The sequence below is a fragment of the Pseudomonas viridiflava genome (genome assembly GCF_900602065.1).
GTDB lineage: Bacteria > Pseudomonadota > Gammaproteobacteria > Pseudomonadales > Pseudomonadaceae > Aquipseudomonas.
This window is the reverse complement of record NZ_UWFN01000285.1, coordinates 240,719-265,332: the sequence shown is the minus strand read 5'-3', so window position 1 is coordinate 265,332 and position 24,614 is coordinate 240,719. Positions and strand designations below refer to the sequence as shown.

Annotated in this window: 26 protein-coding genes; 10 read left to right on the top strand and 16 right to left on the bottom strand. The window is 57.1% G+C overall.

Going from position 1 to position 24,614, the window contains the following annotated elements:
• The first annotated feature begins 189 nt into the window (after window positions 1-189).
• Window positions 190-1,524 (top strand): lysine N(6)-hydroxylase/L-ornithine N(5)-oxygenase family protein, encoded by a 1,335-nt coding sequence (locus EE949_RS19585; protein ID WP_122665798.1) that lies wholly within the window; start codon window positions 190-192, stop codon window positions 1,522-1,524.
• Window positions 1,525-1,669: 145 nt separating this feature from the next.
• Here the strand turns inward: EE949_RS19585 and dkgB are convergent, their stop codons facing one another.
• From dkgB to EE949_RS19555, 6 genes are all read right to left on the bottom strand, one after another.
• A complete protein-coding gene (dkgB, locus tag EE949_RS19580; RefSeq protein ID WP_122665797.1) occupies window positions 1,670-2,473 on the bottom strand; it encodes a 2,5-didehydrogluconate reductase DkgB in 804 nt (267 codons plus the stop codon).
• Between the two features lie 330 nt (window positions 2,474-2,803).
• Complete coding sequence (locus tag EE949_RS19575; protein ID WP_122665796.1) at window positions 2,804-3,340, bottom strand: PaaI family thioesterase; 537 nt, start codon at window positions 3,338-3,340, stop codon at window positions 2,804-2,806.
• Window positions 3,341-3,522: 182 nt separating this feature from the next.
• A complete protein-coding gene (locus tag EE949_RS19570; protein WP_122665795.1) occupies window positions 3,523-4,068 on the bottom strand; it encodes a DUF1003 domain-containing protein in 546 nt (181 codons plus the stop codon).
• 222 nt (window positions 4,069-4,290) lie between these two features.
• Window positions 4,291-4,488, bottom strand: a complete 198-nt coding sequence (locus tag EE949_RS19565; RefSeq protein ID WP_122665794.1) for a hypothetical protein — start codon at window positions 4,486-4,488, stop codon at window positions 4,291-4,293.
• Window positions 4,489-4,611: 123 nt separating this feature from the next.
• Window positions 4,612-5,094, bottom strand: a complete 483-nt coding sequence (locus EE949_RS19560) for a GreA/GreB family elongation factor (protein ID WP_122665793.1) — start codon at window positions 5,092-5,094, stop codon at window positions 4,612-4,614.
• 3 nt (window positions 5,095-5,097) lie between these two features.
• Window positions 5,098-5,496, bottom strand: a complete 399-nt coding sequence (locus EE949_RS19555; protein ID WP_122665792.1) for a hypothetical protein — start codon at window positions 5,494-5,496, stop codon at window positions 5,098-5,100.
• Between the two features lie 118 nt (window positions 5,497-5,614).
• Between EE949_RS19555 and earP the strand changes: the two genes are divergently transcribed.
• Together earP and EE949_RS19545 are read left to right on the top strand one after the other, a co-directional pair.
• The gene (gene earP, locus EE949_RS19550; protein ID WP_122665791.1) at window positions 5,615-6,760 is read left to right on the top strand and encodes an elongation factor P maturation arginine rhamnosyltransferase EarP; all 1,146 of its coding nucleotides are present in this window, start codon (window positions 5,615-5,617) and stop codon (window positions 6,758-6,760) included.
• 97 nt (window positions 6,761-6,857) lie between these two features.
• The gene (locus tag EE949_RS19545; protein ID WP_027900557.1) at window positions 6,858-7,427 is read left to right on the top strand and encodes an elongation factor P; all 570 of its coding nucleotides are present in this window, start codon (window positions 6,858-6,860) and stop codon (window positions 7,425-7,427) included.
• Between the two features lie 163 nt (window positions 7,428-7,590).
• Here the strand turns inward: EE949_RS19545 and EE949_RS19540 are convergent, their stop codons facing one another.
• From EE949_RS19540 to EE949_RS19530, 3 genes are all read right to left on the bottom strand, one after another.
• Entirely contained in the window at window positions 7,591-8,604 is a 1,014-nt protein-coding gene (locus EE949_RS19540) for an alpha/beta hydrolase (RefSeq protein ID WP_122665789.1), read from the bottom strand.
• A 27-nt stretch (window positions 8,605-8,631) separates the two neighbouring features.
• On the bottom strand, window positions 8,632-9,051 hold the full coding sequence (locus tag EE949_RS19535) for an organic hydroperoxide resistance protein (RefSeq protein WP_122665787.1): 420 nt from the start codon (window positions 9,049-9,051) through the stop codon (window positions 8,632-8,634).
• A gap of 358 nt (window positions 9,052-9,409) precedes the next feature.
• Window positions 9,410-9,877, bottom strand: a complete 468-nt coding sequence (locus EE949_RS19530; RefSeq protein WP_122665786.1) for a MarR family winged helix-turn-helix transcriptional regulator — start codon at window positions 9,875-9,877, stop codon at window positions 9,410-9,412.
• Between the two features lie 205 nt (window positions 9,878-10,082).
• On the opposite strand from EE949_RS19530, the gene EE949_RS19525 reads away from it, so the two are divergent.
• The gene (locus tag EE949_RS19525; RefSeq protein ID WP_162874717.1) at window positions 10,083-10,829 is read left to right on the top strand and encodes a sulfite exporter TauE/SafE family protein; all 747 of its coding nucleotides are present in this window, start codon (window positions 10,083-10,085) and stop codon (window positions 10,827-10,829) included.
• Between the two features lie 4 nt (window positions 10,830-10,833).
• On the opposite strand, the gene EE949_RS19520 is transcribed toward EE949_RS19525, so the two are convergent.
• Window positions 10,834-11,715, bottom strand: coding sequence for a LysR family transcriptional regulator (locus EE949_RS19520; RefSeq protein ID WP_430735981.1), 882 nt, complete (start codon window positions 11,713-11,715; stop codon window positions 10,834-10,836).
• A gap of 67 nt (window positions 11,716-11,782) precedes the next feature.
• On the opposite strand from EE949_RS19520, the gene EE949_RS19515 reads away from it, so the two are divergent.
• Window positions 11,783-12,019, top strand: coding sequence for a DUF1127 domain-containing protein (locus EE949_RS19515; protein WP_205505165.1), 237 nt, complete (start codon window positions 11,783-11,785; stop codon window positions 12,017-12,019).
• Between the two features lie 48 nt (window positions 12,020-12,067).
• Complete coding sequence (locus tag EE949_RS19510) at window positions 12,068-13,300, top strand: winged helix-turn-helix domain-containing protein (RefSeq protein ID WP_122665782.1); 1,233 nt, start codon at window positions 12,068-12,070, stop codon at window positions 13,298-13,300.
• Here EE949_RS19510 and EE949_RS19505 read toward each other — a convergent pair.
• Together EE949_RS19505 and EE949_RS19500 are read right to left on the bottom strand one after the other, a co-directional pair.
• Complete coding sequence (locus tag EE949_RS19505; RefSeq protein WP_122665780.1) at window positions 13,279-13,839, bottom strand: hypothetical protein; 561 nt, start codon at window positions 13,837-13,839, stop codon at window positions 13,279-13,281. The genes EE949_RS19510 and EE949_RS19505 overlap by 22 nt on opposite strands.
• A 441-nt stretch (window positions 13,840-14,280) precedes the next feature.
• On the bottom strand, window positions 14,281-15,627 hold the full coding sequence (locus EE949_RS19500; RefSeq protein ID WP_122665779.1) for a class II 3-deoxy-7-phosphoheptulonate synthase: 1,347 nt from the start codon (window positions 15,625-15,627) through the stop codon (window positions 14,281-14,283).
• A 207-nt stretch (window positions 15,628-15,834) separates the two neighbouring features.
• On the opposite strand from EE949_RS19500, the gene EE949_RS19495 reads away from it, so the two are divergent.
• Entirely contained in the window at window positions 15,835-16,590 is a 756-nt protein-coding gene (locus EE949_RS19495; RefSeq protein WP_122665778.1) for a spermidine synthase, read from the top strand.
• Between the two features lie 184 nt (window positions 16,591-16,774).
• Here the strand turns inward: EE949_RS19495 and EE949_RS19490 are convergent, their stop codons facing one another.
• Window positions 16,775-17,566: a crotonase/enoyl-CoA hydratase family protein gene (locus EE949_RS19490; RefSeq protein ID WP_122665776.1), complete on the bottom strand. Its 792-nt coding sequence runs from the start codon at window positions 17,564-17,566 to the stop codon at window positions 16,775-16,777.
• A 386-nt stretch (window positions 17,567-17,952) separates the two neighbouring features.
• Between EE949_RS19490 and EE949_RS19480 the strand changes: the two genes are divergently transcribed.
• Window positions 17,953-19,662: a DEAD/DEAH box helicase gene (locus EE949_RS19480; protein WP_205505164.1), complete on the top strand. Its 1,710-nt coding sequence runs from the start codon at window positions 17,953-17,955 to the stop codon at window positions 19,660-19,662.
• A 171-nt stretch (window positions 19,663-19,833) separates the two neighbouring features.
• Here the strand turns inward: EE949_RS19480 and EE949_RS19475 are convergent, their stop codons facing one another.
• Window positions 19,834-20,601 carry a DODA-type extradiol aromatic ring-opening family dioxygenase gene (locus tag EE949_RS19475; protein WP_122665774.1) on the bottom strand — a complete coding sequence of 256 codons (768 nt, stop codon included), beginning with the start codon at window positions 20,599-20,601 and terminating at the stop codon, window positions 19,834-19,836.
• Window positions 20,602-20,704: 103 nt separating this feature from the next.
• On the opposite strand from EE949_RS19475, the gene EE949_RS19470 reads away from it, so the two are divergent.
• The gene (locus EE949_RS19470; protein WP_122665773.1) at window positions 20,705-21,397 is read left to right on the top strand and encodes a thiopurine S-methyltransferase; all 693 of its coding nucleotides are present in this window, start codon (window positions 20,705-20,707) and stop codon (window positions 21,395-21,397) included.
• Window positions 21,398-21,520: 123 nt separating this feature from the next.
• On the opposite strand, the gene htpX is transcribed toward EE949_RS19470, so the two are convergent.
• Both htpX and EE949_RS19460 read right to left on the bottom strand, forming a co-directional pair.
• Window positions 21,521-22,408 carry a protease HtpX gene (gene htpX / locus EE949_RS19465; protein ID WP_027902444.1) on the bottom strand — a complete coding sequence of 296 codons (888 nt, stop codon included), beginning with the start codon at window positions 22,406-22,408 and terminating at the stop codon, window positions 21,521-21,523.
• 324 nt (window positions 22,409-22,732) lie between these two features.
• Window positions 22,733-23,944, bottom strand: a complete 1,212-nt coding sequence (locus tag EE949_RS19460) for a pyridoxal phosphate-dependent aminotransferase (RefSeq protein WP_122665772.1) — start codon at window positions 23,942-23,944, stop codon at window positions 22,733-22,735.
• Window positions 23,945-24,136: 192 nt separating this feature from the next.
• On the opposite strand from EE949_RS19460, the gene msrB reads away from it, so the two are divergent.
• Window positions 24,137-24,535 carry a peptide-methionine (R)-S-oxide reductase MsrB gene (gene msrB, locus EE949_RS19455; RefSeq protein WP_122665771.1) on the top strand — a complete coding sequence of 133 codons (399 nt, stop codon included), beginning with the start codon at window positions 24,137-24,139 and terminating at the stop codon, window positions 24,533-24,535.
• The last annotated feature ends 79 nt before the right edge of the window (window positions 24,536-24,614 follow it).

Here is a 24,614-nt window from a genome sequence, read left to right as displayed (position 1 = left end):
GATATTCCTTAGCGGTGTCGCACCCCTCGTAGACCACATAACCGTCGCGTCGGCTGTTCCGCCCCCGGCGTCGATGCCAGTTCTCGGCCATTCGTTAAATTTTGTTTCCTTGCCCTCGTTTCCTACTCAACAGGCCACCTTGCTGGCCATTCGATTGACGAGTACGAAACATCCCCCGAGGACACTGGAATGACACAGGCTCTTGTATCTGCCGTGGTTCACGATTTGATCGGGATCGGTTTTGGTCCATCCAATCTGGCACTGGCGATTGCCCTGCAGGAGCGGGGCGAGCGGGAGGGTGCGCTGGATGCGTTGTTCCTCGACAAACAGGCCGATTATCGCTGGCACGGCAATACGCTGGTTACGCAGAGTGAGTTGCAGATTTCTTTCCTGAAGGATCTGGTTACCTTGCGCAATCCCACCAGCCCGTTTTCTTTCGTCAACTACTTGAAGCAGCACGGTCGTCTGGTGGACTTCATCAACCTGGGCACTTTTTACCCGTGCCGGATGGAGTACAACGACTACCTGCGCTGGGTGGCTGCGCAGTTCAACGACCAAAGCCGTTATGGCGAAGAGGTCACCGCAATCGAACCTGTGCTGCACAAACAGCAAGTCGAAGCATTGCGGGTGATTTCCCGTGATACCCAGGGGCAAAGTCACGTGCGGACCACCCGTTCGGTGGTCGTCAGCCCTGGCGGCACCCCGCGTATTCCCGAGGCCTTCTCAAGCCTGAAAAACGACGCGCGGGTGTTCCACCATTCCAGGTATCTGCAGTCCATGGCCCAGCAAACCTGCGCCAATGGCAAGCCAATGCGCATTGCGATCATCGGCGGGGGGCAGAGCGCGGCAGAGGCGTTCATTGACCTCAACGACAGCTATCCGTCTGTTCAGGTCGACTTGATCTTGCGCGGGTCGGCACTGAAACCAGCCGATGACAGCCCTTTCGTCAACGAAGTGTTTTCGCCGGAGTTCACTGACCTGATGTTCAGCCAGAACGGTGCCCAGCGCGAACAGATGATTCGCGAGTATCACAGCACTAACTATTCGGTGGTCGACATCGATCTGATCGAGCGCATTTACGGTGTGTTCTATCGCCAGAAAGTATCCGGCATCGCCCGCCACACGTTCCGCAGCCTGACCTCGGTGCAGAACGCGACGGCCACCGCCAACGGCATTGAGGTGGCGCTGGGTAACCTGGCCAATGGCGAAAGCAGCGTGCAAACCTATGACGCAGTGGTGCTGGCCACCGGTTACGAGCGCCAGTTGCACCGGCACCTGCTGGAACCGCTGAGTGAGTATGTAGGGGATTTCGAAGTAGACCGCGATTACCGGATCAAGACCGACAGCCGCTGCAAGGCTTCGATCTACATGCAGGGTTTCTGCGAGTCCAGCCATGGCCTGAGCGACACGTTGTTGTCGGTGTTGCCGATCCGTGCCGATGAAATTGCCGAATCGCTGTACGCCAACGTTGTGCACACGGGCCGTGATCAATCGGTGCTGGAGCGGTTGTTGGCGGTGGGGTAAATACATCTCAATGAAGTGAAATGGAATCTCTTGTGGGAGCCGGGCTTGCCCGCGATAAGGTCGACGCGATCTAACAGAGATTCGCGGTGTCCTTATCGCGGGCAAGCCCGGCTCCCACAGGTATCGCATTTCAATCAGACGCTGATCAATCCCACTGCGGCGCAAGGCTCGCAGGGCTGGTCAGTCGGTGACCACGATCCAGTGCGGCGATCTGTGCCATGTCCTCGTCGCTCAACTTAAGCTCGCAAGCCTTGAGGTTGCTTTCCAGATTGCTGCGCTTGGTCGAGGACGGGATCACGGCGTAGCCCAGTTGCATCGCCCACGCCAGAGTGACCTGCGCGGTTGAAGCATTCTGGCGTTTGGCGATCTGCTCGATGACCGGGTCCTTGAGTACTTCGCCATAGGCCAGGGTCATGTATGACGTTATCTGGATACCGTGTTGTTTGGCGAAGTCAGCGACCTTGCGGTTTTGCAGGTACGGATGCAGCTCAATCTGGTTGGTCGCGATGTTCTCGGCGCCGACTACATCGATGGCTTCCTTCATCAGGGCAATGGTGAAGTTGGAAATGCCGATCTGTTTGGTCAGCCCCTGCTTTTTGGCCTCCAGCAACGCAGTCATGAATTCTTTGACCGAGACTTTGCCTTCAGGCGAAGGCCAGTGGATCAGGGTCAGATCAACGTGATCGGTCTGCAGTTTCGCCAGGCTTTCCTTCAGGCTCGGAATCAGCTTGTCGGCGGCAAAATTGTCGGTCCAGATTTTGGTAGTAATGAACAACTCATCGCGAGGCACGCTGCTGGCGGCGATGGCTTTGCCAACCTCTGCTTCGTTGCCGTAGATCTGCGCGGTATCAATCACCCGATAGCCGACTTCAAGGCCGTTGGTCACCGAGTCAATGACAACCTGATCCTTGAGGCGAAATGTGCCGAGGCCGAATGCTGGAACGGTCATGTGCGGTGCTCCTTCAATTGATTCAATAAACAAGACGTGAGCGCAGTATCCCGGCTCGAACCGCAGAGAAAAACAGTGGAACGGGTAAGGGATATTTGCCTGTGCGTCACGAATGGGCTTGTGAGGTTGGTCAGTACCAGGCGCGCAGGGTTCAAGATTTAGCTCATCTACCCGCGCATCTCTGTCGCGCAGTACACCCTTGAACTGTAGGAGCTGCCGAAGGCTGCGATCGCTGTGAGTCAGGATAAACGCTTCGCAGCCTGCGGCAGCTCCTACAGGAAATGCTCTTCAACTCGGTAGTTTTTTATGTTTTTGATAAATGCTACGGGGTTAGTCCAGGTTGAGAATCATGCAGGTCGTACTGCCAATGGCGTAGAGCCGGTCGTCCACGTCATACAGCCGGCCTTCAGCCAATGCAGTCGAGCGGCCGACGTGAATTACCTTGCCCTCGGCGCGTACGGGGCCTACGGCAAGGTTCAGTGCCCGGACGTAGCTGATGCGCAGGTCCAGGGTGGTGTAGCCCTGGCCTTTCTTGAGTCGGGTATGAATCGCGCAACCCATGCATGAGTCCAGCAACGTTGCCGCATAGCCGCCGTGGACGCTGCCCAAGGGGTTGTAGTGCCGCTCATCTGGCGTGCCCTGAAAAACAAACTCGCCGGGCGACCAGTGCAGTGGCACGAAATCCATCAGTTCACCAATGGGTGGGCAGGGTAGCTCGCCACGGCCGATACCTTCGAAGAATTCATAGGGCTCAAGTGCGGCCACGTCGGCCATACGCAGGGTGCCCGTTGCGCCCAGGCGATCACGGACGGCTTGTTCTTCTTGCAACCAGAAACTTAGTTTTTCTTCGCGAGACAAGGTTGGCATGGCACGCACTCCACGAGGCTGTTGCGATTTGGATTATGGTCATAATCCTGTGGTTTTATGATGAGCGCAATATGAAGAGGCAACTGCTCGTGAAGGTGTTTGCCGCCAGAGACGGCTCAGGCCATGGTTCGCCGGGCCTCTAAACTGGGGCAGGGGGTGTAGCGCTGTATAAACGCGGCCAATCAGCCCGGCTTTTTGTCGCAATCAGCGGGCTCGCGTTTTACGAAATGCTTGTGCATGTCAGAGGTGAGCGTCTCGATACGCTCGGTCAGCGACTTGGTCAGTTCGGTGAGGCGGGTGTTCTGCTCCAGCAGTGAGAGCATTTGCGCTGCCAAGTCTTCGCGGTGTTGGGCGTCGGCGTCGGCATTGGCTTTGTCCCGCGCTGACTGGCGGGTCTGAGCCAGCAGGATCAGCGGCGCTGCGTAGGCCGACTGGAGGCTGAAGGCAAGATTCAGCAAGATAAACGGGTATAGATCAAACTGAGTCAGGCCGGTGACATTGCACACGACCCAAAGCAGGACGATGACAGTCTGGGCTCCGAGGAAGGCCGGTGTACCAAAGAAGCGGGCAAAGGCCTCGGCCTTGAGTGCAAACCCGTCGTTGCCGAAAGTACTGGCAAGGTGTGCGTGGTGCTTGTGGAAACGCAGATGATCGACAATGTTCTTGCCGCTCGATTCTGATGTTGTGCGCTGTTCAGAGAGGTCGTGTTCAGATCCTGCGGGGTTCATGACGGATACCAGATTGCCGGGGCGTGCGGCCACTATAGGCGCTTGTACCCGCATGCGGAGTCATGAGCTGAACATGAGCTGAATAGGCAGCGCAAATCGGTAGGAGCGAATTTATTCGCGAAGGCGGCCTTGCATGCGCTAGACAGGTATCGACTGTACCAGCCTCTTCGCGAATAAATTCGCTCCCACAGGATTCTCATCAAATTTAGAGACCGTGAGTACTCAATCCGGATGTAACGGCTTGGACAGATGCATGATGCTCGCGTAGTCATAGACGTACTGGCGTCCTGCATGGCTGGTCAGACGTAACTGGTCGATCAGCAGTCGCTCTTTCTTGTTCAGGTATCTCAGCCCAGGGTGGTCACTTGACTTGAGGCGATCACGTTCATGGGCGTCAGGGAAAGCAATGACGTTCGTCATGAAATATCTCCTACTTTTGTGAGTCCTTGCTTCCGGTTATGTAGTCCCGGTCACTTTTTGTGGCGACAAAGCCACCTTACCCAGAAAAAGTTGGAGCGATCAACCCTGCAAATGGATAGCCGGTCACACTATCTGCGTGACCTCGAAGCTTTGTCGGCTGCCGTTGACGTTGATTTCAACTTCATCGCCAGGCTGTTTGCCCAGTAACATCTGGCCCAACGGGGCGCGTGACGTAATAACGGTGAGTGTCTGTTCGCCGTATTGAATCTTCAGACCAGCGGCATCCGGCCCCAGAAACAAGTGCTGTTCAGCGCCAAGGTGGTTTTCCAGCGTGATCAGGTCCCCGGACTGAATGCCCCTGGCCTCGCTGAATGGCAACAGGCTCAGCTTCTGATAGAGGCCTAGTGACAGGCGAATTTCCTCTACACGCCGTGCCTGGCCGGCTGCGAGGTACGAAGCCTCCAGCCCGAGCGTGTCGTATTTGTTTTCAGCAATGTTTTCTTCGTGGGTTGCGGTTTCATAGGCCGTCTGGGCGGCGCGCTGGGCAATATTCAGATCAACCTGCAATTTATCGATGATCAGTTGCAACACGTCTTGCTTGTTCATGATTTATCCGCAGAACTGGAGAACATTGGCACGGCTTTTCTCGCTGGGCGCAGTGCGGTCCTGTTGCAGCCAGAAGTTGCATTTGGGGGCGCTGAAGTTTTTCTGCTGCTGTTCCTGCGCTTGCTCCCATGCCTGGCGAGCCTCACTTTCGCGAATGCTTTGCTCATATTTTTCGAACATGGTTTTTTCCGCAGCGGGCGCAGGGTTGGCGACGGGCGGTGCGCTCAATTGCGCGGCGGCGTTATTGATCACTTGGGTCTCAGCCGCAGGCAGGGCCTTGTAGAACAGCATGCCGGTCAATACCACCGCGATAAAACCGAGCCAGATACCGATGGCGATACAGGCGATCAGTTTCAGTGGTTGAACAGACACATTCAGCTCGCGGCGATTGTGAGTAGGCATGGCAAGTTCTCGGCGTGGACTGCAGATGCTGTGATTGTGCCATGAGCAGAGGCTGGTGAATGCCGGTTGTCTGAAGGACAATCGACGTTTTTTATCATCCAGCCTCAGGGAGCCGGAAATGAAAGCCTCTTGGGATATTTTTTGCAGCGTCGTCGACAACTACGGCGACATTGGCGTGACCTGGCGTCTGGCCCGGCAGCTAGTGGCTGAGCACGGCCTGGAAGTGAGGCTATGGGTCGATGATTTGAGCGCCTTCGTGCGCGTGTGCCCCGGCGCCCAAGCCTCGGCTACGCAACAGTGGCGTGAAGGCGTTAGCGTCCATCAATGGCCGAAAGAGTGGCAAGCCACTGAAATCCCGGATGTGGTTGTCGAGGCATTCGCGTGCCGTCTGCCACCCGCTTATGAAGAGGCCATTGTCCAGTGTTCACCAAGGCCGGTGTGGATCAATCTGGAATACCTCAGCGCTGAAGAGTGGGTGAGCGGTTGCCATGGTCTGCCTTCGGTGCAATCGAACGGGCTGCGTAAATCCTTCTTCTTTCCAGGCTTTCTCCCGACCACCGGTGGTCTGTTGCGTGAGCGCGATTTGATCGCCACACGGCAGGGGTTCCAGCAAAACATGCAGGAGCGCTCGCGATTCTTGCAAGCACTGGGCGTGACGCCTGAAGACGATGCACGATTGATCTCGGTATTTGCCTATGAGAACCCTGGCATCGGGGCCTGGCTGGACGCGTTGGCAGACGATAGCTGGGCGACCCGTCTGCTGGTGCCGGAGGGGCGCATTCTCGGTGATCTGCAGGGCTGGCTGGGTGTTGAACCGCTTCGGGCTGGAATGCAGGAAACGCGCGGAGCACTGACGGTGCAGGTACTGCCGTTCGTCAGGCAGGAAGATTACGACCGCCTGTTGTGGTGCTGTGATTTCAACGTGGTGCGCGGCGAAGACTCATTTGTCAGGGCGCAATGGGCAGGGCAGCCCTTGCTCTGGCACATCTACGAACAGGACGATGATGCCCATTGGGTCAAGCTCGATGCGTTTCTGGAACACTACCTTGCAGGGCTCTCGCCCGATGCTGGCAGGGCATTGACCGGTTTCTGGCACACCTGGAACGCCGGGACGGCCGGCGCTGAAAGCTGGCATGCGCTGCTTGAACACTGGCCCGAGATCACCAACCATGCCGAGCGCTGGTGTCTGCAGCAAGCTTCCCATGTTGATCTTGCGACGGCGCTGGTACTGTTTTGTGGAGTTTCGTATGATACGCGGCCTTGAGATTAGGCTCTGTACGAAAAAGACCTTCGTGTGACACGCGCGAAGCGGTTTCTCGTACAGAGCCTCGGCAAATTCCATCCAAATTCGGATATACGCAATGAAAACTGGTAAAGAACTCAAACCCGGTACCGTGATTCGTCTCGAAAACGACCCTTGGCTGGTTCAGAAAGCTGAATTCACCAAGTCCGGTCGTAACAGCGCCATCATGAAAACCAAGCTGAAAAACCTGCTGACCGGTTACAAGACCGAGATCGTTTACAGCGCTGACGACAAACTGGACGACGTGATCCTTGACCGCAAAGAAGCGACTCTGTCCTTCATCAGCGGCGACACTTACACGTTCATGGACACCACTGACTACACCATGTACGAGCTGAACGCTGAAGACATCGAAGCCGTTCTGCCATTCGTGGAAGAAGGCATGACCGACGTTTGCGAAGCGATCTTCTTCGAAGAGCGTCTGGTTTCGGTTGAACTGCCGACCACTATCGTTCGCGTAGTTGACTACACCGAAGGCTCGGCTCGTGGCGACACTTCCGGCAAGGTGATGAAGCCTGCCAAGCTGGCCAACGGTACCGAACTGCAAGTGGCTGATTTCATCGAAATCGGCGACCGCATCGAGATCGATACTCGCGAAGGCGGTTCCTACAAAGGCCGTGCTAAATAAGCACAGCTTTACCGCAGTCACAAAAAAGCCCGCAGCGATGCGGGCTTTTTTGTGGGCGCTGAATTTATCCTGATACCTCAAAACCTGTGGGAGCCAACTTGTTGGCGAAGCGGCATATCTGACACCGTCTCGCCAACAAGTTGGCTCCTGCAAGAGATTGCGATTACTTCAGATGCACCTTCAGCTCTTGGGACGCCTGCGACAGCGCCGACTGTACTGCCGGAACCTGGCTCACGACGTTGAGCAAACCGTAGTCGTGAATCATGCCGTTGTAGCGTACGGACGTGACGGGTACACCGGCTTGATCCAGCTTGCGAGCGTACGCTTCGCCTTCGTCACGCAACACATCGTTCTCGGCGGTCTGCACCAATGCTGGCGGCAGGCCCTTGAGCTGCTCTGTAGTCGCGCGCAGTGGCGACGCATAAATCTCGTTACGCTGTTTGGCGTCAGTGGTGTAGTTATCCCAGAACCACTTCATCATGTTTCGCGTCAGGAAGTGACCTTCGGCGAACTGGTTATACGAACCGGTATCGAAATTCGCGTCAGTCACCGGCCACAACAGCACCTGGTATTTGATTGCCGGAGTGCCTTTGTCTTTGGCCATCAGGGCAACGACTGCCGCCATGTTGCCGCCGACGCTGTTACCCGCAACAGCCAGACGCTTGCCGTCGACATTGATTTCCTTGCCATGCTCAGCGACCCACTTGGTCGCTGCATAGGCCTGATTGATCGCTGTCGGGTAGTGCGCTTCCGGCGACGGCGTGTAGTTGACGAACACCGCCACTGCACCTGAACCCGCTACCAGATCACGCACCAGACGTTCGTGAGTCGGGAAATCTCCCAGTACCCAACCGCCACCGTGGAAGAACATGAAAACCGGGAGCGTGCCCTTGACGCCAGCCGGGCGCACGATAGTCAGGCTGATGTCCTGGCCGTCGGCCTTGATGGTTTTCTCGCTCACATCTGCTTTCGGCAAGGTCAGTTTGACCCCGGCCTGAGCACCCGTCAGCACTGCACGGGCATCCTTGGGCGACAACTGCTCAAGAGGCTTGCCGCCGCCGGAGTTCAGCGCATCGAGAAATGCCTGAGTGTTGTGTTCCACGGTGCCTGCTGCAAATGCACTGTTGATGGACAGGGCGAGAAGAGCGCCGGTCAAGACTTTGTTCACGGTTTTCATGTTCGAATCCTGAGTATGGGCGGGTGGTTACACAGTTACGTGCAGACGCACATCAACGTTGCCACGGGTGGCGTTCGAGTACGGGCACACCTGGTGAGCGGCTTCAACCAGTTGCTCAGCGTCAGCTTGTTCCAGACCTGGCAGGTTGATGTTCAGGTCGATGTCCAGACCGAAACCGCCAGGGATCTGGCCGATGCCGACATGGGCAGTGATCGATGCGTCAGCCGGGATAGTGCGTTTGCTTTGACCAGCAACGAATTTCAGCGCGCCGATGAAGCAGGCTGAGTAGCCGGCAGCGAACAGTTGCTCAGGGTTGGTGGCTGCACCGCCAGCACCGCCGAGTTCTTTTGGTGTCGCGAGTTTCACGTCGAGGATGTTGTCGCTGGAAACAGCACGACCGTCACGGCCGCCGGTTGCAGTTGCGATTGCGGTGTAAAGAGTATCCATGGTGTCACCTCATTTATGGTCGAAAGATCGTAGTGATCGGAGTGGTCTAAAAGTTGTCTGTTTGCGCTAAATGTTTGCGCGCTAACTGAGTGCGAATTAAATGTATCGCGCAAATATATTGCGCGCAAGCTAATTTTTTAAAATGTTGTGTTTGAGTGCTTCGTGACGCGAGGAGGGGGCGAGAAATTTGGCGGCGGTCATGGTCCTGTGGGAGCGAATTCATTCGCGAAGACGGTATTCCTGTCTATCAATCTATGTCGGAGGTGCCGGCCTCTTCGCGAATGAATTCGCTCCCACGAGATTGCATTTCAGTCCTGCTTTATCAATAGCAGCTCCTGGTTGACGAGAAAAAGCCCCCTCAAGCACTGCCCTGCAAATTCCCGCGCAGCTTGAGCAGTTCGCCTTGCAATGCTTGCAGTTGCTCAATCTTCAGGCCACTGGCTGTCAGAATGCAGCCGGGCACGGTCAGGGCTTTTTGTTGCAGGGCGCGGCCTTGCTCGGTGAGGCGTAGCAGCACAACCCGTTCATCTTCCTTGCTGCGTGTACGGCTGATCAGCCCTTCGCCTTCCAGGCGCTTTAGCAGCGGAGTCAAAGACCCCGGGTCAGTCAGCAGGCGAGTGCTCACTTCACCAACGGTAAGACCGTCCTGTTCCCAGAGCACCATCATCGCCAGGTACTGTGGATACGTCAGGCCCAAGGCCTGGAGCAGTGGTTTGTAGACCTTGGTCATCATCAGTGAAGTTGAATACAGGGCGAAACACAGTTGGTTGTCGAGCTGCAACGCTTGGCAGTTACTGTCGGCAGTGGGGCTGGCGTCAGCGCTCATGGGGTGGTCCTCTCTAGGGTGTGTCATGGCGACAATTTAGTGCTGTGATCTTTATTGCGCCAGATAAATTCCATCCGGTGCTTGCAGGTTGCTGGTTGTGGGCGCCGGATACACGCATGAAACCTGCGCAATTGCGCACATCGGTTATTTGCCTGAGCAGTCAGACTGCGTAGCATGCGCGCATCGTTTGAGTGGGGATCGTGGCGTGATTGAAGTGCTGATGTTTGTAGTGTTGGGTGCCGCGATGGGCACGCTGGGCGGGTTGTTCGGCATTGGTGGTGGCCTGGTTGCGATTCCTGCTTTAGGTGTGCTTTTCGGGCTTGATCAGCAACTGGCGCAAGGCACTGCTTTGCTGATGGTGTTGCCTAACGTGTTGTTGGCGCTGTGGCGCTATAACCAGCGCAATCGTATTTCCCCGCGTAACGCCATGATGCTGATCATCCCCAGTTTCTGCTTCGCATGGCTGACCTCGCTGTGGGCGGTGCGCCTGGATCCGCAACACATGCGTCTGGCCTTCGTCGTATTTCTGATTCTGCTGACGGCTTTCAATCTGGCACAGATGTTCTGGCGCAAAGGTCAGGCCAGTACGGAGTTGCGCCATGTCGACCGCCTCTGGATGTTGGGGATTGGCTCGGGTGTTACCGGTGGTTTGTTCGGTGTGGGCGGTGGCGTCATTGCAACCCCCATTCTGACCAGCTTTTTCGGTGCGACTCAGGTGGTTGCGCAAGGCCTCGCACTGGCATTGGCCGCACCCAGCACGGCAATCACGCTGTTCACTTATGCGCTGCACGACCACGTCAATTGGAGCATGGGCATTCCACTGGCTGTCGGCGGGCTGGCCAGCATCAGTTGGGGCGTGAAGCTGGCGTTTTCGATGCCTGAGCGTCTGCTGCGTTCGTTGTTCTGCGGCTTTCTGGTGATCTGCGCGGTAATTCTGGCGTTTAAGGCCTGAACGCTCAGAGCTTGAAACCTTCGGCGATGTGTTCGGCCAGGCATTCAGTGATGGGCGACACGCTTTTCGGGTTTCGTAGCAGGACGATGCTCGCTGATGGCAGGGGGGGTAACCCTTCGGCTTCACCTAGAATACGCAAGTCCGGTGTCATCAGGCTTTGCATCTGCGCCGTGACCGCCAGCCCTGCGCTGACCACCGCCATCAGTGCTGACAAGCTGGCGCTGGTGTAAGCGACGCGGTAGTCACGCTGCGCCGCGTCCAGTGCGGTGCATGCCCATTCACGGCAGAAGCAGTCACTGTTGAACATCGCAATGGGCATCGGGGTTTGTTCGTGTGGACAGAAACCCACAGCCTCAGCCCAGACAAAATGTTCCTGACGCAGAATCTGTCCGGTTTCCGTGCCAGGGCGACAGGTGACAATACTCAGGTCCATGTCCTGACGTTGCAGCAGCGCCGACGAGGATTCGCAGTGTACTTCAATCTGAATCAGCGGATACGCCTGCGCGAAACGCGACAGAATGCCGGGTAGAAAGCGCATGACGTAATCGTCAGGCGTGCCGATTTTCACCCGGCCCACCATGTGCGGTTCACGCAGGGTATTGAAGACTTCGCTGTGCAATTTCAGGATGCGCCGTGCATAACCGAGCAACACCTGACCTTCTGCGGTAAAGCTGACAGTCCGGCCATCGCGCTGGAACAGCGAGCGCTGCAGGATGTCATCCTCCAGTCGCTTCATCTGCATGCTGACTGCGGATTGCGTGCGGTTGACCGCTTCGCCTGCGCGGGTAAACCCGCCGTGATCGGCGATGGCTACAAAGGTCCGCAAAAGCTCCGTATCAATACTCGGGTAGTTGGCCAATACATCAATCTCCCAGATGCAGCCCATAAGAAACATTCGTTGGATTGATCTTAGCGCTGGCGCGAGACTCTAGCCATCCCACATGGAGGACTAGATGATGAAAGGTCAAAAAGGTTATGTGCTGGTACTGAAAACCTTGTCTCAGGATTCATGGATCGAGCGTTTGCTCAAATCTGTCAAAAAACACGCTTCCCGCTGGTACGAACTGCATCGCCAGCGTCGGCAGTTGGCGGCCTTGAGCGACGCTGCATTGAAAGACCTGGGGTTGAGCCGTGCCGATGCTTATCAGGAAGCCGAGCAGCATTTCTGGAACGACCCGATGAAACGCTGACATCAGCGTGCTGTATCGGTTAGCGTTGGGGCTCTTCAGGAGCCCCTTATGCTTTTAGAATTGTCGCTCAAGCAAGCACGTCGATTGGCACTGGCTGCCCAAGGTTTCAACGGGCGACAGCCGTCTGTCACGATCAAGGCAGCACATGTCACACAGTTGGTCGAGCGGCTCGGTTTGCTGCAGATCGACTCAGTGAATGCGCTGGTGAGGTCTCACTACCTGCCGCTGTTTTCCCGACTCGGTAACTACTCCCGGACATTGCTGGATCAGGCCGCGTGGAGTCAGGGGCGGCAGCGTAAATTGTTTGAGTACTGGGGGCATGAGGCCTCGCTATTGCCTGTGAGCCTCTATCCGCTGATGCGCTGGCGCATGCGTCGCGCCGCTCAAGGAGAGGGTATCTACCGCCAACTGGCGACATTTGGTCGAGAGCAACAGCCGACTGTCGCTCGTGTCCTGCAGGCTGTGCGTGAGCAAGGTGCGCTGGGGGCGGGAAGCTTGAGTACCCGTCAGGAGCGCGCCGGTCCATGGTGGGACTGGAGTGCTGAAAAGCTGGCGCTGGAATGGTTATTTGCGGCTGGAGAACTGACAGTCGCAGGGCGTCGTGGTTTTGAACGGCTCTATGACTTACCAGAGCGAGTGCTGCCTGGTGCCGTACTTGATCACCCCGAGATCAGCGAGGATCAGGCTCAGCGTGCCCTGTTGCTGCATGCAACGACCGCGTTGGGAGTCGGCACGGAAAAGGACCTGCGTGATTACTTCCGGCAGGATCCGCTGCCGAGCCGACGTGCTCTGGCAGAACTGGTGGAAGCGGGTGATCTACAGGCGGTTCGGGTTCAAGACTGGCGGCAACCCGCATTCTGTCTCCCGGACAGCAAAGCACCGCGCAAGGTGTCCGCCAGTGCGCTGCTGTCGCCGTTCGATTCATTGATCTGGGAGCGTGCCCGTACTCAACGGCTGTTCGATTTCCGCTATCGGCTGGAGATCTACACACCACAGGCCAAAAGGGTTTACGGCTACTACGTGCTGCCGTTTCTGCATAACGAGCGCATTGCTGCGCGAGTCGATCTGCGCGCCGAACGTGCAGCGGGGCGCCTCGCTGTACACGCGGTGCACGAAGAACAGCCGGGTCTGGACGAAGAGGGCATGCAGGCGCTGGCGCGGAATCTGCGGCAGATGGCCGATTGGTTGGGGTTGGCTGAGGTGCAGGTTAATTGTGCACGGGCGAGTGGCGTGAGGTTGAGGGGCGAGATCGATAGCAATCAGCGGCTTTTGACTTTGTAGTGTCTTTGGGTGAGATACGTTACTAGTACGACAAGGACCAAATATAAAATACCGCCCAAGGCTCTACGGGTGTTCATGTCGAGCGATGTTTCCAAGGGTATCTGGATCAAAAGGTAGCCAATCATGACAGTGTAAACTGCAGAGGTTATCAAAATGATCAATCCCCATTTCGTCCAGAAAAGAACCCGGTCCATGTACAGATCGAATAAATAAATGCTACGCAGGTCAGTCGTACTCAATGCATCTGTTTTTCCGTAAGTCCCGGGGCTCAACGCTGCGTTGCTACGCAGGTGAAAAATTGAAAATACGAGGCCCAGGAATACAATGTATGAACTATCAAGAGTACCCAGGAAAAGAAACTCTCCTTTCATGAAGAAATTTACCTGCGCCAGCGCCATTCCGCAGTTGTAAACAAACCCCACTTTGAATGCCGGCCTGCGGTGCCCTGGTTTAGACAGGTGCTGACCCAGTAAGGCTGACGGCACAAGTAATATTACGCTAAGGCATACATAGCTGATGTGCTGAAGAACTGGATTCATTTTTCTTTTCGCCACTCATCTAGCAGGCTTTTAGTGGTGACTGTGCCTCATGGCTAACGTGCAAGCATGATTGTTCAGCGCAACAGCGGCCTGTTTAAGTCGCTTGCTCTCTGGTGTATCCGCCGCTGTCTTCGGATCGCGCATCAGAACTGGCCCCAGTGGCTATAGCCACTGACGTCGGTTGCACGGTGGGGTCTGCTGATTTCCCCGTGACGAGTTCTGAGTTCTACCGAGAGGTTGAGATGCGCCACAGGTGATCGTCCTGAAATAAGTGGGCGATCAGTTTAGGGAGGGGAGTTCTGGGGTTATGTAGGGCGTTTCTGCGATTGCTGAAGGGCGTTACGCTATTATCACGCCGTGATTTTATTTAGGCGCAGCCGAAGGATGCTATGTACTTGCGTTGTGAAGTCCATTCGCAGCCTTCGGCAGCTCCTGTAAAAACTATCGTCTGACCTGCTTCAACGTCTCGGCAATCAGAAACGCCAGTTCCAGCGACTGGTCCGCGTTCATCCGTGGGTCGCAGTGGGTGTGATAGCGATCTGACAAGCCATCTTCAGTGATCGGTCGGGCACCACCAATACATTCAGTGACGTTCTGGCCGGTCATTTCGATATGGATGCCGCCCGCATACGTGCCTTCCGCCTGATGCACCTGGAAGAACTGCTTCACCTCGCCGAGGATCTGCGCGAAGTCGCGGGTCTTGTAGCCGCTGCTGGCTTTGATTGTGTTGCCGTGCATCGGGTCGGAACTCCACAACACCTTGCGGCCCTCCCGCTCAACTGCGCGAATCAGCTGTGGCAAGTGGTCGCCGACCTTGTTTGCGCCCATGCGGGCGATCAGGTTGAGGCGGCCCGGATCGTTATCCGGATTAAGGATGTCGATCAGTCTGATCAGGTCATCGGTGTTCATGCTGGGCCCGACTTTGACGCCGATCGGGTTGTTCACCCCGCGCAGGAACTCTACATGAGCGCCATCCAGTTGCCGGGTGCGATCGCCGATCCAGAGCATGTGCGCGGAGCAATCGTAGTAATCGTTGGTCAGGCTGTCGCGGCGTACAAACGCTTCTTCATAGTTCAGCAGCAGGGCTTCGTGGGCGGTGAAGAAGCTGGTTTCGCGCAATTGCGGCGAGCTGTCCATGCCACAGGCGCGCATGAACGCCAGGGTTTCATCAATGCGGTCAGCCAGTTGGCTGTACTTTTCGGCCAAAGCCGAGTTAGCGATGAAGTCCAGGTTCCACTTGTGCACTTGATGCAGGTCGGCAAAGCCGCCTTGGGCGAAAGCGCGCAACAGGTTCAGGGTCGCAGTGGACTGGTTGTAAGCCTGAATCAACCGGTCCGGATCGGGAACGCGGCTTTTCTCATCGAAACCGATGGCATTGACGATGTCGCCGCGATACGCCGGGAAGGTCACGCCGTCGATGGTTTCATCGTTGGCCGAGCGCGGCTTGGCGAATTGGCCAGCCATGCGACCGACTTTGACCACCGGGCAGCCAGCGGCGAAGGTCATGACGATTGCCATCTGCAACAGCACTTTGAAGGTGTCGCGGATCTTGGCGGCGGAAAACTCGACGAAGCTTTCCGCGCAGTCTCCACCCTGTAGCAGGAAGGCGCGACCCTGAGTCACCTCGGCGAACTGTCGACGCAACTCTCTGGCCTCACCCGCGAACACCAGAGGCGGATAGCTTGCCAACGTCTGCTCGACCTTTAACAAGTGCGCAGCATCGGGGTATTGAGGTTGCTGCTGAATGGGCAGTGCCCGCCAGCTGTCGGGGCTCCAGGGTTGGCTCATCATGAACTCAAGGTCAGTGCGATCGGACCGGCATGTTAGCAGTTCGCCGAGCCGTCGCCAGTGAACAAGGGATGATCGGAGCCCCGGTGCGGCAATTAAAGAGAAAGAGCGTGACCTTGTTGCTGTGCTTGATCGACAATTCGCTTTTTTGCGCGGTCCGGTGACCGCCTCAACAGGCCAGACTTGGGCTCGCCGTTAGGAGAAGCAATGACTGAGGAGCGGGTGGAGCGGATTCTGGCCGAGGTACACGACGATTTCGGCATGATTCGCGTACTGGAAGTCGACGACTACCGCTTTCTGGAATTCGGCGATGCCATTGAGCAAAGCTGCACCTTCACGGCCGATCCCAGTTGGCTTGAGTACGACTACACCCGGGCGATGCTGATTGGCGCGTTGTGCCACGAAGCCCCTGAGAGCGCGCTGTTTCTGGGCCTTGGGGCAGGGACTCTGACTCAGGCGTGCCTCAAGTTCCTGCCGCTGGAAGATGTCGAAGCCATCGAATTGCGCCCTGACGTGCCGCGTCTGGCTATTGAGTTCATGGGCCTGGATGATGATCCGCGGTTGTACATTCGCATCGGGGATGCGCTGGAACTGCTGGAAACCGCTGAGCCTGCGGACCTGATTTTCGTCGACCTCTATACTGATGTCGGTCCTGGCGTCGGGCATCTGGCCTGGAAATTCCTCGAGAACTGTCAAAAGCGTCTGAATTCAGGCGGCTGGCTGGTGATCAATCAATGGGCAGCGGATGACGGCAAGCCCTTGGGCGCGGCGCTGTTACGTGGCCTCTATCACCGGCACTACTGGGAGCTGCCAGTGAAGGAGGGCAACGTTATCCTGATCGTTCCTGCCGATCTTGATCAGGAGCTGGACATAGCGGCGCTCAACGCCCGTGCTGAAGAACTGGCGCCACGCCTCGGTTACTCGCTGGCGTCATTGATCAAGGATGTTCGTCCGGCAACCTGAAGACAGAGCCTTCAGGCGTTGCCCATGTCCGGACACGGCGAACGACCTTTGGGGCGCATTTCTGTAGGAGCTGCCGAAGGCTGCGATGCTTTTATCCTGACACACCGCCATCACAGCCTCCGGCAGCTCAGGTCCAATGCCTGCTGCGCGACAGTGCTGTGTCACGGATACTGTGGGACTCAGATCACACGCCTTTAAAGACACCAGGCCTGCGCTCCTGCATGGAAAGCAGGCCTTCTTTGGCGTCTTCGGTGTGCATTATCTGGTTGACCATGCCCGGCAGCGCCTGAGCTGCGGCTGTTTCACCTTCGAGCACAGCCTGACGGGCAGACGCAATCGTTGCGCGAATCGCCAAGGGTGCCTGCTCGGCGATGCGCCCGGCCAGAAGCAATGCATAAGGAAGCAGGTCTTCAGGCGCGGTTACTTCCTGAACCAGTCCCATGCGGCAGGCTTCCTGAGCATCGAACTCATCTCCGGTCAGCAGCCAGCGCATGGCGTTGCCCCATCCGGCGATCTGATGCAGGCGCAGCGTGGCACCACCAAACGCAAAAATCCCGCGATGGACTTCCAATTGTGCAAAGCGCGTGGTGCTTGCACACAGGTTGATATCCGACGCGAGCATCAACTCGATGCCCAGCGTCAGGCAATAGCCTTGCGCGGCGACGATGACCGGCTTGGTGACCCTTGGGCCTGCGAACACCCCCCACGGATCACAGCCACCCTCGGGGACTTGCCAGCCGTTGATCAGGGCCGGACCCGCCTCGGCCAGATCCAGCCCGGCAGTAAAGTGTTCGCCGTGAGCAAATACCACCAGTACCCGGGCCTGATCGTCTCGTTCGTATTCTCCGTAAGCCAGGCTTAACTGGTTGAGAAGCTCCAGGTCGAATGCGTTTCGCTTGGCAACACGGTCCAGGCCAATGAGCATGACGTGGTCGTGTAGTTCACGGCTGACGCGGCCTTTCGTAGAGGAAGTCATGTAGGAAGTCCCTGCGCGTGGAGTAGGATCGGAGGCGGACTGTCTGACTGATCGGGTGAACCGTTTAAGCAGGTTCTCCCGTAATACCGGGCCTGTTGCAAAATAGACACTGTTGCTGGTTTGCGCAAAGCCTGTAGGTCTTGGACATCAGCCATGATTAGTGGTGAAAAAAATCCTCCTTTTTTTGCGTAATTCCGGTATAGTGCGCGCCGGTCTTTAACAGGACCCTCGTCAAGGTATTGCAATTCCCCGAAGCCAGCTTCGGCTGCTTGTTCGCTCTGCGGACTATCCTAGGCGATCCATTCATCAAACGTTTTCGCAAATCCCCGCCGACAAAGCAGCCAGGGTGACTTTAGGGTCGTACACGGCACGCGCAGCTTTGGAGCATGGGTCTTTGCGGATGCACTAGAGGCAGACCCATGACCCAGGAAATCGGCGGCTTCGCCGCTCTTGAACTTCACCCTAATATTGTTGCAGCAGTCGTCGCGACTGGCTACGAAGAGCCTTCGGCCATTCAGCAGCAATCGATCCCTATTATTCTTGCCGGCCACGACATGATCGGTCAGGCGCAAACCGGTACCGGTAAAACCGCCGCGTTCGCACTGCCTATCCTGCACCGTATCGACCCGAGCAAGCGCGAGCCGCAAGCACTGATCCTGGCGCCGACCCGCGAACTGGCCCTGCAAGTGGCCACCGCTTTCGAAACCTACGCCAAGCAAATGCCGGGCGTTACCGTTGTGGCTGTCTACGGCGGTGCGCCGATGGGCCCGCAACTGAAAGCAATCCGCAATGGCGCGCAAATCGTTGTCGCTACCCCGGGCCGTCTGTGCGATCACCTGCGTCGTGACGAGAAAGTTCTCGCCACCGTGAACCACCTGGTTCTCGACGAAGCAGACGAAATGCTCAAACTGGGCTTCATGGACGACCTGGAAGTTATCTTCAAGGCCATGCCGGAAACCCGTCAGACCGTTTTGTTCTCGGCTACCCTGCCGCAGTCGATCCGTGCCATCGCCGAGCGCCATCTGCGCGATCCGAAGCACGTGAAGATCCAGACCAAGACCCAGACTGTTACCGCGATCGAACAGGCTCACCTGTTGGTTCACGCTGACCAGAAAACTTCTGCTGTTCTGAGCCTGCTGGAAGTCGAAGATTTCGACGCCCTGATCATGTTCGTACGCACCAAGCAGGCAACTCTGGATCTGGCCAGCGCCCTTGAAGCCAAAGGCTACAAGGCTGCTGCACTGAACGGCGACATCGCACAGAACCAGCGTGAGCGCGTTATCGACTCCCTCAAGGATGGCCGACTGGACATCGTGGTAGCGACTGACGTTGCTGCTCGTGGTCTGGACGTTCCGCGCATCACTCACGTTTTCAACGTTGACATGCCGTACGACCCAGAGTCCTACGTTCACCGTATCGGTCGTACCGGCCGTGCCGGTCGCGAAGGTCGTGCGCTGTTGCTGGTGACTCCGCGTGAGCGCCGCATGTTGCAAGTGATCGAGCGTGTAACCGGTCAGAAAGTCGCGGAAGTGCGCCTGCCGGATGCTCAGGCTGTTCTGGATGCCCGCATCAAGAAACTGACCAACAGCCTGTCGCCGCTGGTTGGCGATGCCGAGTCGACTCACGGCGAACTGCTTGATCGTCTGACTGCTGACATCGGTTGCAGCCCGCGTGCCCTGGCCGCAGCTCTGCTGCGCAAAGCTACCAACGGTCAGGCTCTGACCCTGGCAGCCATCGAGCGCGAGCGCCCACTGGTGCCGAACAACGCACCGCGTGAGCGTAGCGATCGTTCCTCGAGTGACCGTCCAGAGCGCAGTGGTGATCGTGAGCGTCGTGCTCCGGTTCCATTGGCCGAAGGTCGTGCTCGTTGCCGTACCGCGCTGGGTGCGCGTGATGGTATCGCTGCCAAGAACCTGCTGGGTGCAATCCTCAACGAAGGCGGCCTGGCCCGCGAAGCAATCGGCCGCATCCAGGTGCGCGACAGCTTCAGCCTGGTTGAATTGCCGGAAGATGGCCTTGAGCGTCTGCTGACCAAACTCAAGGACACCCGCGTTGCAGGCAAGCAGTTGAAGCTGCGTCGCTATCGCGAAGATTGATCAGCGCTTGAGTTGATCGTCTGAATAAAAAATCCCCGACTGGTTCGGGGATTTTTTTTGTCTGGATTTCCTGTTTCTGTAGGAGCTGCCGAAGGCTGCGATGGCGGTGCATCAGGAATATTGTCTCGCAGCCTTCGGCAGCTCCTACAGATTGACGTCAGGTCTGTGGCCTCACCCAAACCTGTAAATATCCATCCCCAGCGCCCCCATCGTGAAGCCCTTGTGCGCCACGCTGAACTCACCACCGGCACCCCGTGCGAAGTACAGCGGCAGTAAATGCTCGTCACTCGGATGGTTGCGCACCGCATTTGGCGCCTGCGCACGGTAGTCATGCAAGGCGACCTCGTCATTGCTGGCCAGCTTCTCGATCATCCAGTCACGAAACGCCTTGGCCCATGGCTCCACGCTTTCCGGCCCGGCATGCCAGTCCAGTTCACGCAAATTGTGGGTGATGCTACCCGAGCCGATGATCAATACACCCTGATCACGCAGGCTTGCCAGCGCCTGGCCAACCCTTGTTTGCAGGGCAGGACCTTCACGGCTGGGCAGGGAGACCTGGACGACCGGGATATCAGCGTTTGGGTACATCAACGAAAGTGGCACCCATACACCATGATCAAAAGGGCGTTGGCTGTTAGCCCTCGCTGGCAGCCCGGCGGCATTCAGCAGCGCGACGACTTCAATACTCAGCTCTGGAAGACCTGACGCCGGGTACTGAACCGCAAACAGGGCGGCAGGGAAACCGCCGAAGTCATGCCAGGTTTCCGGCTGAGGGTTGGCGTTGACCAGCAACTCCTGACTTTCCCAGTGAGCTGAAACAATAACAATAGCCCTGGGCCTGGGCATCTCTGCTGCAAGACGTGCCAGGGCCGGACCGCTTTCGCCGGGTTCCAGCGCAAGCATCGGCGAGCCGTGAGAGATAAACAGGCTAGGGAACATGTCGAGTGTCCTGAAGGTTAAAGTGGCACCATATTCAGTCAGATCATTGATCTAAATCTAATATAAGTTCTTGGGCATTTTGATCGAACAATCGGGAGTGTGTATGCAGGCCGAATTTTGGCACCAGCGTTGGGCTGCGAACCAGATTGGTTTTCACCAGCGGCAAGCCAATCCCTATCTCAAGACGTTCTGGCCTGATCTGGCTGTCGGGCAGGGCGCTAGCGTCCTGGTGCCGTTGTGCGGCAAGAGCCTGGATCTGCTCTGGCTCGCCGAGCAGGGGCATCGGGTGCTGGGCGTCGAACTGTCGGAAAAAGCGGTTCAGGAGTTTTTCAGCGAACAGCAGTTGGAGCCCGTCATCAGTCAGCGCGGTGCTTTCAGGGTCTATAGCGGCAGAGGAGTTGAGCTGTGGTGCGGTGATTTCTTTGCATTGCGCGCCGACGATGTCGCTGATTGCAGCGCACTTTACGATCGCGCCGCATTGATTGCTTTGCCGCCTGAGATGCGTGAGCGATATGCCGCGCACCTTGCTTTGGTGTTGCCCGCCGAATGCCGAGGGCTGCTAATCACGCTGGATTACGATCAGGCAAAGATTGACGGGCCTCCATTCTCTGTTCCGGACCAGGAGGTGCAGCGATTGCTGGCCGAGGGCTGGGAGCTGGACATATTGCAGACCAGTGATGTCCTCAAGGGCAGCGTGAAATTTGAACAGCGCGGTGTGGAGCGTTTGGAGGAGCAGGCTTATAGGTTAGTTCGACGCTCAAAAAACGCTGATGCGCGGCAAACGATTGACCTGTAGAACTGCCGAAGGCTGCGATGGCGATGTGTCAGGATAAATGCTTCGCAGCCTTCGGCAGGCCCTACAGATTATGTACTCGTATAAAAAACCCGGCACCAAGGCCGGGTTTTTTGTACGTATGGATCAACCGCGGCGGCGCAGCGCCTCGATACGATCTTCCAGAGCCGGGTGGCTCATGAAAAGCGCAGCCAGGCCGCTCTTCAGGCCACCGTTGATGCCGAAAGCTGTCAGGCTGTCAGGCATCTGCACCGGCACGCCCTGTTCGGAGCGCAGGCGTTGCAGAGCGCCGATCATGGCGCTGGTGCCAGCCAGGCGGGCACCGGCTTCGTCAGCACGGTATTCACGTTTGCGCGAGAACCACATGACGATGGCGCTGGCCAGGAAGCCCAGGACCAGTTCGGCAAAGATCGTGGTCACGTAGTAGGCGATGCCCTGACCGTTTTCGGTCTTGAAGATCACCTTGTCGACGAAGTTGCCGATGATCCGGGCGAAGAACATCACAAAGGTGTTCACTACGCCCTGCACCAGCGCCAGGGTCACCATGTCGCCGTTGGCAACGTGGCCGATTTCGTGTGCAAGGACCGCTTTTACCTCATCAGGTGAGAAGCGCTCCAGCAGGCCCTGGCTAACGGCAACCAGTGCGTCGTTCTTGTTCCAGCCGGTAGCGAAGGCGTTGGCTTCGTAGGCAGGGAAGATCCCGACTTCCGGCATCTTGATGCCAGCGTCGCGGGACAGTTGCTCAACGGTTTGCACCAGCCATTGTTCATGACGGGTACGCGGCTGGGTGATGATCTGGGTGCCGGTGCTCATTTTCGCCATCCACTTGGAGATGAACAGCGAGAACAGCGAGCCAGCGAAACCAAAAACAGCGCAGAAGATCAGCAGCTGATTGAGGTTCAGATCAACCCCATTGGCCGCCATGAACCCGTTGAAGCCAAAAAGGCTCAGGGTGATGCTGGCAATCAGCACGACCGCCAGGTTAGTGGCCAAAAACAGCAAAATGCGCATCATGGTTTGGATGTTCTCCTCGTGACGAATATGTAACGCGTTGCGGGGTATATAAGGTGATGTCAGCGCCTATTCAACCCGGCGACTATTTCAAACTGTGTCGCTTTGTGCGAACCAGTAGCATTCGCTTTGGGCAAACAGGTCCCGCCCCAGAGCGGCTGGCCTCTGTCGGGTTTTGCGCGGTTTGATTTTTTTGTGTCACAGCACAGGTGCTGCCGACCAATAGCGATCCCTTTACCCGGCTATCGCTATGACCGCAGAGAGAGAGGGGGGAGTTGCGCCGGGCGTCGTTTTCAGAATCGACGCCTCAGCGCAAACCTCTCAATGTTATTGGCGATACGTCTTGAGGAAGTTACCGATGCGTCCGATGGCCTGATCGAGGTCGTCAAGTCGGGGCAGGGTGACCACTCGGAAGTGGTCTGGCCATGGCCAGTTGAAGGCGGTGCCTTGAACGATCAGCAGCTTTTCCGAGAGTAGCAGGTCGAGGGCGAACTTCTCGTCGTTGTGAATCGGGCAGATCTTGGGATCTATGCGCGGGAACGCATACAGCGCGCCCATCGGCTTCACGCAACTGACGCCGGGGATATCGTTAAGCAATTCCCAGGTGCGGTTGCGCTGCTCCAGCAGGCGGCCGGCAGGCAGCACCAGATCGTTGATGCTCTGGTAGCCGCCCAACGCCGTTTGAATGGCGTGCTGGCTGGGCACGTTGGCACACAGGCGCATGTTGGCCAGGATGTCGATGCCTTCGATGTAGCTCTGCGCGTTGTGTTTGGGACCCGAGATGGCCACCCAGCCGGAGCGGAAACCCGCAACACGATAGGATTTGGACAGGCCGTTGAACGTCAGGCAAAGCACGTCAGGCGCCAGGGAGGCGGTACAGATGTGCACGGCGTCGTCGTACAGGATCTTGTCGTAGATTTCGTCGGAGAAGACCACGAGATTATGCTGACGCGCCAGTTCCAGCATGCCTTCCAGTACTTCTTTGGAGTACACGGCACCGGTAGGGTTGTTCGGGTTGATGATCACCATGGCTTTGGTGTTCGGGGTGATCTTGGCCTTGATGTCGGCCAGATCCGGCCACCAGTTGGCTTGCTCGTCGCACAGGTAATGCACCGGGTTACCGCCAGCCAGGCTGACGGCAGCGGTCCATAGCGGATAGTCCGGGGCGGGGATCAGTACTTCATCGCCATTATTGAGCAGGGCCTGCATCGACATCACGATCAGCTCGGATACGCCGTTGCCCAGATAGATGTCTTCGATGCCGACACCTTCGACCTGCTTCTGCTGGTAATACTGCATGACGGCCTTGCGTGCGCTGAACAGGCCTTTGGAGTCACTGTAACCCTGAGCCGTTGGCAAATTGCGAATCACGTCCTGCAGGATTTCGTCCGGCGCTTCGAAACCAAATGGCGCAGGGTTGCCGATGTTCAGCTTGAGGATGCGATGACCTTCCTCTTCCAGGCGTTTGGCGTGCTTGAGCACTGGGCCGCGAATGTCGTAGCAGACGTTGGCGAGCTTGTTCGATTTGCTGAACTGCATGGTGATTGATCCCGAAAATGGACGAGCCGTAGCGAGTTGTAAACCTGGTTCGCCGGGTATGACGCCGTAAAAATGAGTTTGTATGGGAGAAACGTGAGTGACAGACTGGCGCCTAACGAGGCGCAATGATACGTGCCACCTGATCTGTGGAGAAGATACAGATCAGGCTTTTTCGACTGCGGAGGTGTACCTGTGGAAAAGTTGGATAAAACGCTGGAGGAATGGCGGGCCATGCTTGACCCGGAGCAGTACAACGTTTGCCGTCTCAAAGGCACCGAACGTCCGTTCTCCGGTAAATACAACAGCACCAAAACCGATGGCGTCTACCATTGCATCTGTTGCAATGAGCCGCTGTTCGATTCCACCACCAAGTTTGATTCCGGCTGCGGCTGGCCAAGCTTCTATGCGCCTCTTGAGGGCAGCGCGGTGGTTGAGGTACGAGATGTCAGCCACGGCATGATTCGCACTGAAGTGGTCTGTGCCAAATGTGACGCGCATCTGGGCCATGTATTCCCGGACGGCCCGCCGCCCACTGGCCTGCGCTACTGCATCAACTCGGTGTGCCTGGACCTGGTGCCGCGGGAAGCTTAAAAGGATGTGCCACCCTGCATGCTTAACTTGTGGGAGCCGAGCAAGCTCAGCTCCCACATTGGTTTGCAGTTCAAATCGC